Below are 14,115 nucleotides of genomic sequence, written 5' to 3'. Positions count from 1 at the left end.
CTATCCCTTGCACAAAACCGTCAAAAAATCATAAACATAGCCCTGGCTGGCTTCTGCCCGGACCGGCTGCAGCCCACATGTCTGAATCTGTTCCAATGCGGTCTTCTTGGTTAACAATTCTCTATACCCCAGGTTGATTTCGGGATGAACCTCGTAATAGGCCCGTGTCAAAAAGCTGTCCATCGGTACGATCAAAATGATATATCCGTCCGGGCGGCAATGCTCTCTGTGGATGGACAGAATCTCCTGCTTCTCTTTAAAATGTTCGATGAGTCCAAAGCTGCAAACAATATCAAACGGCTCTGCCACCTTCAAGGCAAACAAGTCTTCCAACTGATACGTAATGCGGTTCTCACTCTTGTCCTTTATCCGGTTATAGGCGTCAAAGGAGGTCCGGCAATTATCCACCAAAGCTCCGCTGCCTCCGTACATGGTTACTAAAAGACGAGTCAGAAACCCTGTACCCGCCCCCAGCTCCAGGACTCTTGGCTCCGGCTGGATCTGAACGCCCCTCAACAGCTTGCGCAATACATCCCCCAAGACCAGGGCCAGCAAGTGAGCGTTCTCGCTCAGCAAATCCCTGACATTATGAAAATACGACTCCACGTTAAACGCCGCAACTTCCCCGTTCTTCAGCTTCATAAAATACTCATCCCAATTAAAAACGGCCCCAGTGTTTTTCGTCGTATAAATCATACTGTGCCCTTATTGATAGACCGTTTTCGAATGGATAAAGTTTACGATGTTATCTATCGTATTGAAATTGTTGATATCCATTTCCTCACTCTCAATGGTCGTATTGAATTCACTCTCAATATACGTAACCAATTTCATGGCAAACAATGAATTCACGAAGCCCAGCTCAAAAATATTGTCTTCATTGCTGAATTCAACATCATCATCAAAAACCACCAGATTGTCCTGAATAAAATTGCGGATTTGCTCATGCATGCTCATTGTAAAAACTCCTTTATTTTTTATTTTTTCCGGGCAATATTACCTGACGAGAAGCTCGATATAAGGAGGGAATTTCTGAATCGTTGTCAAATCATTTTCCAGGATAACAAATCCGTCCTCCGCCTTGGCTATCTCTTTGAAGTTGGAGAACCTGTAAGAGACGTACATCATTTTGTTGCGTTCCGTATTCTTAAAGTCAGCTAACAGCCTTTTATTGGCTTGTTTGGCTTGCTGCATGATATGCGTCAGCAGAACCGTGCCAACCCCGTGCGAAATCACCCGGCATGACATAATCAGCAGCTTGATATGCCAATGGGTTTCTGTCAGCTCGGCCAAGGCGATGCCAATTTTGCCGTAAGAGCCGTATTTATCGGTTAGCTCACAGACATACAGCTTATGGCCGGGTGATTCCCGAAAGTGATTCAGCTCGTCGTAGCTGTAGATCCGCCCCGTCGAATTCAACTGATTGGTGCGTACGGTTAATTCTTCGGCACGCTTCAAATCCTCCTCCCCGGCCTCACTGATGATGAATTTCATGCCCAGCGATTTTAGAAACTCCTCGCTTGTTCCCGAGAACGCTTCTTCTTCCTGTTTTCGTTTCATATCCTCCAGATACATGAGCCTTCTTTTTACTGAGTCCTCTGTGATGAAGGCGGGGATCAGCGAAGAATGGTCAAGCAGCTCCTGGTAACGATCGGCATGAACGCAATTGATGGCTGCATGAACACTTTTTACCTCATCCAGCTCAAAAGGCCGGTCATCAATAAACAGCAGCGTATCCATGCCGATGTTGATCGACTGGCGGATGGCATCCAGTGACTTTGATTTTGGCTCCCAATGGATTTGGGGATAAAGAAAATAGTGGTCAATTTCAAACTCTTTCAGTTTGTTCATCGCATCGTCGATATTATTTTTGCTGGCGATGGACAGCAGAATTCCCCGGCGGTCCAGTTCCTCCAGAATTTCCCTGATTTGCGGTTTTAACGTTACCTCATCCCCTTCGGACAGAACACCATCCCAGAGGGTATTGTCCAAATCCCACACAACGCATTTAATTCCGTTTTTAATTTCCATCCTCAGGTTCCTTCACATTAGATTTGGTATACCAGCTTACACACGGCTAGGGGCGAGAACCGAAGTGTAATCAAAAAAGCCTTTGCCGCTCTTCTTCCCCAGCAGCCCTGCGTCCACCATCTTGACCAGCAACGGACAGGGGCGATATTTCGGATCGTTATAGCTCTCATACAGAACCATGATGGAATTCAAGATCGTATCAAGCCCAATCAAATCGGCGGTAGCGAGCGGGCCCATTTTATGGCTGAAGCCTAAACGGAAAATTTTATCCACATCCTGCGGTGCAGCGACCCCATCATGCACGGCCCAGATGCATTCGTTAATCATGGGCATTAGGACGCGGTTGGTCACAAAACCCGGCGAATCGTTGACCAGAACAGGCTTCTTGCCAATCGCTTTCAAAAAGTCTTTGATCTTCTGGATCGTATCCCCGGATGTATAATAGCCTTTAATGATCTCTACCATCTGCTTGAGCGGAACCGGATTCATGAAATGCATGCCGATTGCCATCTCCGGATTGGGAAGTATTGCACCCACCTTAGTGATGGAAATGCAGCTCGTGTTCACACCATAAATGGTATCTTCCTCGCAATGCTCCCGAAGTTCGAGATATACCTGTTGCTTTGCCTCCCAGTTTTCCGTGATATTTTCAATCACAAAGGGAACGGCATGGAACTCTTGATATGTAGTAGTGAACCTGATGTTAGAAAGCACTTGTTCAATTTCTTTCACTTGCAGCTCTTTTTTCATCAGCTTTACTAGCTTGAAATCTTCTCTGATCTTCGCCTTAGCCTTGTCCAGTGCCTCTTCATGGATATCTTTCAGGATGACCTGGTACCCCTGGCTTGCCAAATCCAAGGCCAAATCGGAACCCATTACCCCTGCGCCAATAATCCCGATCGTTTCGAATGTATTCATTTGCGGCTGCCACCTTTTCCTAATAGTTGAGAGAGTTAGTGTACATTACGGATGATGCGATCCCCGATCCCCTTTGGCCTCCCTTCATTTAAGGATCATTAGACCTGCCCGCCATAACTTGTTATGCATGTTGTTTCTCCGGCTCACCCACGAGCAGTCCCACTTCCATTTTCAGCAATTGGTCAGCCATATCGAAATATCTATCGTCATGCGTAATCGCAATGATGCATTTTCCCTTTTCCTTCAACTCCGGAATGAGCACATGATAGAAATAATCCCGGAATTCCGGGTCTTGATCTGCGGCCCATTCATCAAAAAGATAGATCGGACGATCCTCCAGGCAGCTGATCAAAAGCGCTAATCGCTTCCGCTGTCCGGTTGAGAGATTGACGGTGCTAAAGGCCCCCTGCTGGATTTGGACCTTGTGTTCAATGTCCAGCTTCTGCAAATATTCTTGAATCTCCTGACTTTTACCGCCGGTTTCCATTCCGTAAAGCCTGTCAAACAGGTGGAAATCACTAAATATAGCAGAAAAGCTCTGGCTCAGTTCCTCCGGTGCTGCCTGCCGGCCATTCAGCAGAATTTCTCCCTGATCCGGCTTATATAAGCCCGTTATTAATTTGCCTAAGGTAGACTTCCCGCTCCCGTTCCCGCCTGTAACAAAAGTAACCTGCCCGGAACGGACACTCAGATTCAGCGGCCCCACCGCAAACTGTTCGCCTTCTTGGGTTTCGTAGTGGTAAGTAATATCCCTGGCCTCCAAATGGAGGGGGCCGTCTTCGGACCCTTCATTATCAGCTGGGATTTCATACATTTCCTCAACCGTATCCAGCTGATTGGACAGCTCGTTCAGCCTGTTCCAGCTGATCCGGACCCGAACGAAATTCGGAATGGCATCCAGCACTCCGTGGACCGGCCCTGTCATATACAGAAAGACAAAGATATAGGCCCTGAGGGAGCTGTTCGAAATGTCCTTAAAGAGCAGCGGAAAAATAAAGGCTACAACTCCGATTACAAAGGTAAACAGCAGTTCTCCCATCACAAATACATTGGCGAAGCTTAAGTCACCCTGAATCCGTTTGATCCGGTAGGTATCACAGCTTTGCTTAAGCTCTTCCTGGAACTCTTCTTTTTTACCTTTATGAAGGCTAAGCTCCTTGAAACCGCTGACCATGTGATTGATGAACTTGAAAAAGGTATTTTGAATATCCCTGGTCTCTCCCCAGACTTGATTGGCATGTCTTCCCGCCAAAAAATACAGTCCGGCTGCAAATAAAATAACCACAATCGAGATCAGCAGGCCAAGCAGATTAATGGTTCCTAAATAGACGAAGCAACACAGCAAAGTGACCAGGCTGGTCACGCCAAAAATGAGAATATTGGTAACGCCGCTGATCGTTTCCGTATCATTGTTTAGTACCGAATAGATCCGTTCTTTTTCGATACTTTCGATATTTTGATAAGAAGAACGCAGAATCTTGTCGATCAGATCTGTTCTTTTTTGAAAAACCATTTCATTGGTCAGGGTAATCAGCTTCGTCCTAACCAGCCTTTGGCCAAAGACATAAACAGCAAGACCCATCACGAAAAACGAAAATAACCCCGTCTGAAAACGGTTCGTATGATTCAGTGCTTCATTAATGATGAAGATGATGATTGCATTTCCAAAGCCGCTTATGGTGCTAAGGAAGATGATAGGAAACAGGCTCCGGTCCCGCGCCTTGGGGAACAGTGATGTGGTGAAGTAGTATACGGAAAAGAAAACGACCCCGATGAATAAACTTGGAATCGCAGTCATAAAGCTTGATGGGGCCCATACTTCCACAAGTTCCCATGAAAGCCCGCTAAATAAAACAGATGGAATGTTATATAAGCAATAACTGAGCAGCCCCAAAAATCCCAGCAGCACGGCCAGCCCATACATATTTTTAGCGGTTTTCCGGCGAAGCCTTCTTTCCTTGGTGATGATTTCCTTGAGGGTTATAATGAAAAACCAGCCCGTTAACAGGATTAACGGGACCGCAATACAGAGAATGACAAGGGAAACCTTGTCTACACTGGCATATTGATCGGACACCTGTTCAGGCGGCTTTTTGTTGTGCAGAATTTCCATAATCCCCTGCCCCATCGCCTGGGTGTAGGAGGAGTTAAGGTTCGCCAATACGGCGACCCCGAGCTTCTCCTCCGGGCGGAACACCACGGAAGAGGAATAATTCGGATTGCTGCCTCCATGGGAAAGCTCTCCGCTCCCTTTCTGATAGACAAACCAGCCTGCCGCATAGGAAGAACCGTCCAGACTGGGGAAGACGGACCGGTCCGGCTCATGGGAGCGGCCGATCAAGCCGGCATCCATCGCTGCTTCCGCCCGCTCTCCCATCTGAATTTTCAGCCACGCTGCCATATCGTTGCCATTTGAAATGACATAACCGGCAGGCGTATTTCCACGATACACAGGAGCCTGATATTCCCGGGCTTTTAAGAATCCGAGCTTATACCCCCTCGCCATTTCATGCTGCTCTGCTTCTGTACGGAAAAGGTAGGTGTTTTTCAAACCCAGGGGGTTCAATACGTTATTTTTCAGATAAGTCTCATATGATTCTCCCGTTACTTTTTCGATCACAAGCCCCAGGATGTCATAATTGATGGAAGCATACTGAAACCTGTCCCCCGGGTAAAAATCAAGCTTCTCCCCAACCACGGCCTTAACCGTACGCTCCAGCGCCTGGTCATCCCCGCTAACGGGAATATCGCTGATCGTATCAAATGGAAGGCCGCTGGTATGATGAAGAAGCTGATCCAGGGTAATTTCAGCCGCACGGCTTTTACCAGAGCCGTTTTCTCCGGCATAGGCAGCCTGAAACCAGGGAAGGTACTTCTGTACAGGGTCTTTCAAATGAAGCAAACCTTGTTTTTCCAGCGATAGTACAGCTAATGCAGTAAAAGCCTTACTGGTCGAACCAAGCTCAAACAGCGTCTCCGGAGTCACAGGGCGCTTAGCTCCCACATCGGAATCCCCAAAGCCTTTGCTGTAGACCGTCTGCTCACCCTTAACAATAACAACGGATGCACCCGGTATTTTGCCTTCCCGCATATTCTTGTTGATCCAGGCTTCAATGCCGGCAGTTTCCTCATTAGACAAACTGTTTGAAGCAGCCGGTTCTGCCCATGCATGCAGTGGCAGTACCATAGTGAACAACAACAAGACGAGCCATCCCGCTATCCCTTTTTTCATTCCATAACCTCGCATCCTGAATTTTCGCCATCAGCTGAACAGGCTGTCTAACTCCTCCTGGGAAATATCAACCGTATCAAAGTCGGAGGGAGTATATTCTTTTCTTTCAGTATTGCTGCAATGTTCAATCACCAGCTTCAGATTTCTGATCCAAAACGTTTGCAGCCGCTCCATGGTCGTGTCCAGGAATTTATTCCGGCTGTATGTCAGATTTAGCTGTAAATGGCCATCGATCACCAAGCAGTTGATGTCCAGCAAACTTGTAAGATGGTTGTCTCCGCTTACATTGTACTGAAATTGTTCTCCCGATAGGGTCAGATATTCGCCGCTGTGACCTTGAATAAATTCCCCAAGGTAATTCAAACGGATAAACTTGCGCAGACGGTTATCTGCAATACGGCCAAGCTGGCGCAATAATCCAAACCCCATTCCGTTACCGGGCACTCTTCTTCGTTCCTCTTTAACCTGTTTAATCTGCCCGGACAGGGTTTCCTCGTTCAAGGTGATGCCGAATGGATACAAGCTTGTAAACCATCCTACGGTCCTTGTGACATCAACAAGTTCATCGATATCCTCCCGTCCATGCCCCTCCATTTCAATGACCATATCTCTGCTGCCCGTCCATTCTTTGATTGCCACCAGTAAAGACGTCAGCAGCAAATCAAGTGGTTCTGTATTGTAAGGAACATTGGCTTCAGACAGAAGCGCCGCAGTCTCAGGCCGCCCAAGATCAGATATTAATGTATGGCAGCTTGCGAGGATGTCCGCTCCTTGGTCATGGTCCGCTGACAACGTGAAAGGCTTCTGCAGTATCGAATTCCAGTACACTTCTTCCTGCAACCCTAGCGTCTGCCGGCTGGTTTCCAATGCCTTGGCCCATTTCTGATAGGAGCTTGTCTTCAAAGGGAGTGCCGCTTCTTGGCCGCGATGGATCTGCCGCACCAATGTATTCATATCTTCCAGGATAATTCTCCAGGATACACCGTCTACCACAAGATGATGGGCGATCAGCAGCATTTTCCGGACAGGGCCGAGATCAAATACAGCCGCTCTCACCAAAAGGCCTTGCTGCAGATCGAAGCTAGCAGCCAGCCTATACCCCTCTTCCCCCAGCTTAGCCTCTTGTTCGGGCAGGGATAAGTCTGAGTAATCATATTCTTCAATAGATGGGCGGGTATGATAATGCTCTTGATTATAGAACAACTCACCGCTGTCACCCTTGCAATTGATCCGCAGGGAATCATGATGCCGGATTAGTGCACTTAACGCTTTTTCCAGCGTATTCAGCCCAATCTCCCTCTTAACCACTGCCATCACGCTTTGATGATAGTGATCCTCCTTTGCAAAATGCTGCGCAAAAAAATAGGACAGGATGGGAGTAAGCGATATGCTCCCCTCAGCTGCTCCCTGCTCAATCCCCTTTGACTGCGCCGCTTCAATAAATGTAGCCATCTCCTCCAGGATGGGAAATGACAGCATGTCCTTCACTTTAAGCTTGAAGCCTCTTTGGCTCAGTTTCGAAGCGATCTGAATGGCTTGAATGGAGTCTCCGCCCAGATGGTAAAAGTTGTGCTTCATCCCTACATCGCCGACCCGTAAAACCTCCCCAACCACTTGAATAAGCTGCTCTTCTTGTTCATTTCTAGGTTGGACATACGCATTCTCTTCTCTTCCCGGAAGTGCAATTTCCTCCAATAATACTGTATCTACCTTACCGTTTACGGTTAGGGGAATTTCCTGTACTTCGATAAAATGTAACGGAATGAGGTAGTCAGGCAACTGCTCCATCAGGAACTCTTTTAACTCCTGGGCTGCAATTTTCCGTTTGGAAACGATATAGGCGCAAAGAGTTGCATTCTGCCCTTTGTCTTGACGGTTCAGAACGACCGCTTCTGCTATTCCGGTATGATGGAGCAGGTGCTTCTCGATCTCCTCCAGCTCAACGCGATATCCCCTGATCTTAATTTGCTTATCCAGCCTGCCGATATACTCCAGTGTTCCATCCCGCAGGAACCTCCCTTGATCCCCGGTCTTATACATCCTCTTCCCCGGAGCAAACGGGCAGTCTATAAATTTCTCCGCAGTCAGCCCAGGGTTGTTCAAGTATCCTCTTGCCACCCCGTCGCCAGCAATATAGATTTCACCTACAGCATGAACAGGGACCGGAGCCAGCGTGTTATCCAAAAGATAAATTTGCACATTATCGGCAGGTCTTCCAATAGGCACGGCTGCTCTTGTGTCTGTATCCGGGACATAATTATGGATCATACATCCGACCACTGTTTCAGTTGGCCCGTATTCATTGATGATCTCGATATTTCCACCAAAACTGTCATATATCTTTTTGGCAAGACTGACTTTTAGATTTTCTCCTCCAACAATAAAACGTTTGACGGAGGAATTCAGGCTGCCCCGGTCCAGCAACAAGGATAGGTGGGATGGCGTAAGCTTCACGATGGTGGCCTGATTCTCTTGCAGAATCCGGTACAGGACATATTCATCTTCATCGTCCCGGTACACAAGGAGGGTCCCACCACTGATTAATGGCGTGAAGAGGGACGTGATCGTCAGATCGAACGCAAGTGAGGAATAGAGCGGAAACACTTCCTCCGATTGCTTCACATAGACCTTCTTAGCCCAGCAAATATAATTCACTAATCCCCGGTGCTCAATCATGGTGCCTTTGGGTCTCCCCGTGGAACCGGAGGTGTAGATCACGTAGGCTAAATCCTCCGGTTTGCTTACCGGCTTCACATTGGAGGTCCCGTATGCATCGTATTTAATCCCTTCCATATTGATGATCTGGCCGTCAAAGCCACATTCATCCACGGGAGAGAGATTAGTAAGCAGAAATTCCGCGCCGGCGTCTTGCAGGATATAACCCAGCCGCTCAGCCGGATTACCGGGATCGATGGGCAGGAAGGTTCCGCCTGCCTTGCCGATACCAAGGACGCCAATTACCGTTTCCATCGAGTGTGCGGTCAACAAACCGACAATGGTTTCTCTGCTGACACCCTTTTCGATAAGAAATCCTGCGAGCTGGTTGGCCTTCTCATTGAGCTGCTTGTAAGTCAGGTGCTCATTCCTGTAGCTAACAGCGATTGCGCCGGGTGTCTTTTCCACCTGTTCTTCGAACAGCTGGCAGACGGTTTTGTCATGCGGGTAGGAGGCTTTCGTCGCATTAAAAGTATCCACCCGTTCTGTCCACTCTTCCTTGGACAGGATGCTGATTTCTCTGATCTTCGCTTCCGGGCCGGACACCATTGCCGTGATTAGCCTCGTGAGATGACCGTACATATCATCAATTTGTTCATCCGTGAAATCGTTTTGCTTATAGTCAAAGCTTGCAGTAATGCTTCCGGAGCCCGTCCATTCTTTAAGCACGAGCTGCATGGAATACATCTGCTGCCCGCTGTAGAACTCGACACTCTCAACAGGGTATCCGTTGATTTCTGTACCCAGCTTGGTATTGTAGTAATTGACACAGACATTAAATAATTGATCCAAACCTTTTTTCTTAAGCTCAAGCTCTTGTACTAACCGGTTATAAGGATATCTTTGATGGAAATAGCAGGCCTGTAGCTCGCTGTTGATCTGGATCATCGTGTCCAGTACCGAACTGGAACCGTCAATCACATAGCGAAACGGCATTGTACTGGTATACATCCCAAAGGTGCTTTTTTGCTGCCGTCCGGATCTGTTCAATACTGGCGTGCCGACGACCAAATCGTCTTGCCCCGTAATCTTGTGGGCATACAGCAAATACGCCGTAACAAAGAAGGTATTCAAGGAACAGTTATGCGCTGAAGCCAAACCCTTGATCCGGGCAGAGAGCCCAGGACCCCATTCGTACGTTTTTCTGTTTCCGGCTAATCTATCCGAGCTGGCATTCAGAAAAGAATCAGGAAGTGCCCGGTATTTCTCGAGCCAAAAGGACCGGTTTTTGTGAAACCGCTCTGAAGCAAGATAAGTTTGCTCCTGGTCCCTGTACTCCAGATAAGAAGGTTCAGGCTGAACCTGCACTTTTTCTCCCTGCAAAAGCCGGGTATACGTCCTGCTTATTTGATCGGTCATGATATTCATGGACCAGCCATCTGCCACGATATGATGGAATTTGGCCAAATAGCCATTTTCGTGTTCAGAGACTCTAAACATGGCAAAATAAAAAAGCCGTTCGTTTTCGAGGACGAATGGCTTTTGTGCTATGGATTCCACCCAGTCTGCAAGCTCCCGTTCCGGCTCACTGTGTGTGGAGAAATCTATGAAATCTAATGGAAAATCATTATTATGATTATTGATGTATTGCCTTGGCTCCCCGTTCTGGACAGCCATTCTCAGCCTTAATGCATCATGACTTTGGATGAAGAGAGCAATAGCCTTTTCTAATACCGAAAACTGAACAGGCCCCTTGATTCGGATGGTTCCTCCAATGTTGTGCAGCGGGGTTTGCGGGTAAATCTGTTCGATGGACCATATTCTTTGTTGTGGATGAGTTAAAGGATAGAAGATACTTGGTTTCATATGCAATGATTCCTCCATAACCGTTCAAGTCCTTATGATTCCATTACCCGGTTTCTATCGAATGCCTGTTAATAACAATTAACCACAACAAAAAAATGGCAAAGCTTCGCCATTTCGTGTAACTTGTGAAGTATACACTACCTTGATCTTTGCCACCATATGTCCCCCTCATTTCTCTAAAGTGCCTAAGCTTCAATAGATTCATTCGGGTTGCTGTGATGCCGCCGTCTAAATTAACGTTATATTCCAGTGTCAGATCACCATTTCCAGTCAGTCCGAAAGATAAATCTTACAGAATCGTCAGTGTTTAGTTTTTAAGGTTATTTTATTCTAAAGGAGATTCGATTTCAAGCTTTTCCCTTTTTTTATTGCTATCATTAAAAATGAAAGGAGGTACTTATAGTTGGAGAATCTAACACGATTGTCTGGTACTTTTCCCACTCATGCAAAGCCCGGTTTGGAAAGGCGATACTTTGCATGAGGCAATTATGGAAATTAAGCAGCGCAGTTGATTTGATCCCGACAACCGATCTAACCCAATCTTCGTGAATAGAATCACGTCAGAGTCAGACGAAAATGATGCCTCAATTAGATGTAAGACACGATTGATCTATTTATAGATGAAACCCTTCTATTTGTAAAACAGCTGATTTTTGACGGAGTCTTGGTGGAGCTTGAGGTCTACCCCGGGTACCATCATTTGTCACCCATGTTTGCAGAGGCACACTATTCAAAAGAAGGCGCCCAATCAAGTGAATATGCCTTACGGAAAGCTCTGGGATTGCTTTGAGTTACTTCTATCACCACTTCATAAGCTCTTTAATCTGAGAAGTCAGCCTTTTTGCCGCTTTGCTGTGTGTGGCTCGGGACGGGTGGAAGTCGGCTGCGTAACCGTCTGCTGGCAGCTGCTCGTCAAACTTCATTGCGGTAATCTTGCTGTCCCCTGTTTCCCGGATAAATTGCTCCACTGCTTGTTCGATATAGGGATACAGCCTGTCCCCCATAATACCCAGCGTACACATTATTGGAGCATGGGGGTTATTTCGTCTGACCATTTTCAGAAACTCAACATATTCTTCAGCATATTCCGTCTGCTTGGCAGTATCCTCTTTCGTGTAAGAATCATCGTTCGTTCCGAGGTTGATGACAATAAGATCAGGCACAAACTGGCTGAAATCCCACGGTACGTCTTGGGGCAGCAAGCGATCGTCAAACTTCCCCTCAGACTTGCCCACTTTCTCATAGTAATCCGGAAGAAGATGCGTGGTAAGCTTGTGGCCATTTTCCGTATAGCCTGTAATAATGCCGTATCCGCTGTACGAAACCATGCTGTAGTCAGCCTCAAGCTGCTGCGCCGTTAGGTAAGCATAGGTTTTTGTAACATCTTCTGTAGCTGTGGAAAAAGAATGCAGTTCATGCTCATCATCGACCCCATAGCCGCAAGTAATGGAATCGCCGATAAATTCGATGGTATGTACGTTATCCGGAGTTGGCTTAATTCCATCGGCGGCATGGACGGCAATATCCTGAATCCCCACCGTTGACATCGCCGCCTCGGAGAGTTTGATGAGCCTTACCGTGACGTTCTGCGCAGTATCGCTTTCAAAAACCGTGTATGACCGGAGCGGCTGATCCACCTGATCGTCAATAATCCTTTTGCCGTTTACACTGATGCCGATTCTGGCCAGATTATTGCCGGTTGATGCCATTGAATCGCCCTGGAGGGTGATCTCCGCTTTCGTGCCATAGAATGAAAATTCTATGCCGCCGCCTGAGAGGGCCAGCCACCGTACATCGTTGTAATAGTGGGTCCGGCCAATGATTTTCACATGTTTATTTGTCGCTTTAAACGTTTGAGTTTTTGAAGACATAATAACCTTCCTTCTTAGCTTGTATATTAGTAACAGTAACAAAGGTATATTCTGTTTTCAATAAGCCGCTGTAAGATCAATACTGAAACCGCAATATAGTGCTATTGGACTCGCAAGATTACTGTAGATAATGCTAATCTCCTTTATTATGATGGAATTAACAAGAGCAATAATACATCAGTAAAGGAGATTTATAATGAATCATAAGCTTGCAGCACCTACTCCGCCGCTGGGCTGGAACAGCTGGGACTGCTACGGCGCGGCCGTAACAGAAGATGAAATCCGCGGCAATGCGGAATACATGGCAGAGCATCTCAAAGATTACGGCTGGAGCTACATTACCGTCGATATTCAGTGGTATGAGCCTCAGGCGAATTCCTCTCAATACCGGCCGTTCGTTCCGCTCGTAATGGACGAATATTCCCGGCTGATGCCTGCCGAGAACCGCTTCCCTTCCGCAGCAGGCGGCCAAGGCTTCAAGCCGTTAGCCGATTATGTACACAGTCTCGGCCTGCAGTTCGGCATTCATATCATGCGCGGCATTCCGCGGCAGGCTGCTCATGCTGCTGCTCCTATTCTGGGCACGACGGCAACCGCACGCGAGATTGCACATACGAACTCTATCTGTCCATGGAATACAGATATGTACGGAGTGGACGCCTCTAAAGAAGGGGCGCAGGCGTATTACGATTCTCTCTTTGAACTGTACGCACGGTGGGGAGTCGACCTGGTGAAGGTCGATGATATCGCGGCTTCCAGGCTGTACGACACCCATCAGCCGGAGATCGTCCTGATCTCCAAAGCCATTGAGCGCTGCGGCCGGCCTATGGTGCTGAGCCTCTCCCCCGGACCCGCTCCGGTGGAATATGCGGAGCTCTTCACCGGACATGCCAACATGTGGCGGGTCACGGACGACTTTTGGGACCAGTGGCCGCTGCTGCTTGATATGTTCAGCCGCTGCCGGAAATGGCAGGGCGTTCCGCAGTCCGGGTCCTGGCCGGACTGCGATATGCTGCCGCTCGGCCACATCGGCATCCGCTCTGTGGATGGCGGGGGAGCGGACCGCTGGACCCGGTTCACGCGTGACGAGCAGCTGACGATGATGTCGCTCTGGAGCATCTTCCGCTCGCCGCTGATCTTCGGCGGCGAGCTGCGGGACAACGACGACTGGACGCTGTCGCTGCTTACCAACCGGGAGGTTCTGCGCATGCACCGCGAGAGCCGCGGAGCCAAGGAGGCGCTTTGCACAGATGAGCTTATCGTCTGGACTGCCGATCACACCGATGGCACCCGTTATGCTGCCCTATTCAATGTTGGCGAAAACCCGCTAGCGCTGGAACTGGACCTTGAAGAGATCGGCCTGAGCGGTACAGCCGCCGGCACCGAGCTATGGAGCGGAACGCCGGCCGAGCTTAACGTAGGCTCCCTGCAGACAACCATCCCGCCACATGGCGTCCGCCTCTATAGCTTCTTGTAAAGAAAAGCCGGTTATCCAGATTCGTCTGGACGGCCGGCTCTTCTGTTGCCTGCATTTTCATTATC

8 protein-coding genes are annotated in these 14,115 nt (G+C 48.0%); 1 reads left to right on the top strand and 7 read right to left on the bottom strand.

The features are described from left to right. The 7 genes from PGRAT_RS07710 to PGRAT_RS07680 form a co-directional block, all read right to left on the bottom strand. Entirely contained in the window at positions 1-642 is a 642-nt protein-coding gene (locus PGRAT_RS07710) for an SAM-dependent methyltransferase (RefSeq protein WP_025707640.1), read from the bottom strand. Positions 643-705: 63 nt separating this feature from the next. After that, complete coding sequence (locus PGRAT_RS07705; protein ID WP_025707639.1) at positions 706-957, bottom strand: acyl carrier protein; 252 nt, start codon at positions 955-957, stop codon at positions 706-708. A gap of 39 nt (positions 958-996) precedes the next feature. Next, positions 997-2,031, bottom strand: coding sequence for an HAD-IIIC family phosphatase (locus PGRAT_RS07700; protein WP_036706091.1), 1,035 nt, complete (start codon positions 2,029-2,031; stop codon positions 997-999). A 36-nt stretch (positions 2,032-2,067) separates the two neighbouring features. Further along, complete coding sequence (locus tag PGRAT_RS07695; RefSeq protein WP_025707637.1) at positions 2,068-2,949, bottom strand: 3-hydroxyacyl-CoA dehydrogenase family protein; 882 nt, start codon at positions 2,947-2,949, stop codon at positions 2,068-2,070. Positions 2,950-3,070: 121 nt separating this feature from the next. Beyond that, positions 3,071-6,181 (bottom strand): cyclic peptide export ABC transporter, encoded by a 3,111-nt coding sequence (locus PGRAT_RS07690; RefSeq protein WP_025707636.1) that lies wholly within the window; start codon positions 6,179-6,181, stop codon positions 3,071-3,073. A gap of 30 nt (positions 6,182-6,211) precedes the next feature. Further along, positions 6,212-10,702 (bottom strand): amino acid adenylation domain-containing protein, encoded by a 4,491-nt coding sequence (locus tag PGRAT_RS07685; RefSeq protein WP_238326878.1) that lies wholly within the window; start codon positions 10,700-10,702, stop codon positions 6,212-6,214. 800 nt (positions 10,703-11,502) lie between these two features. Next, on the bottom strand, positions 11,503-12,573 hold the full coding sequence (locus tag PGRAT_RS07680; RefSeq protein ID WP_025707634.1) for an SGNH/GDSL hydrolase family protein: 1,071 nt from the start codon (positions 12,571-12,573) through the stop codon (positions 11,503-11,505). Between the two features lie 196 nt (positions 12,574-12,769). Here PGRAT_RS07680 and PGRAT_RS07675 point away from each other — a divergent pair, with 196 nt between their 5' ends. Then, positions 12,770-14,050, top strand: coding sequence for a glycoside hydrolase family 27 protein (locus PGRAT_RS07675; RefSeq protein WP_025707633.1), 1,281 nt, complete (start codon positions 12,770-12,772; stop codon positions 14,048-14,050). The last annotated feature ends 65 nt before the right edge of the window (positions 14,051-14,115 follow it).

The sequence above is a fragment of the Paenibacillus graminis genome, assembly GCF_000758705.1.
Classification (GTDB): Bacteria; Bacillota; Bacilli; order Paenibacillales; family Paenibacillaceae; genus Paenibacillus_AQ; species Paenibacillus_AQ graminis.
Note: the sequence above shows the minus strand (reverse complement) of the source record. Positions and strands in the feature narration are given on the sequence as shown.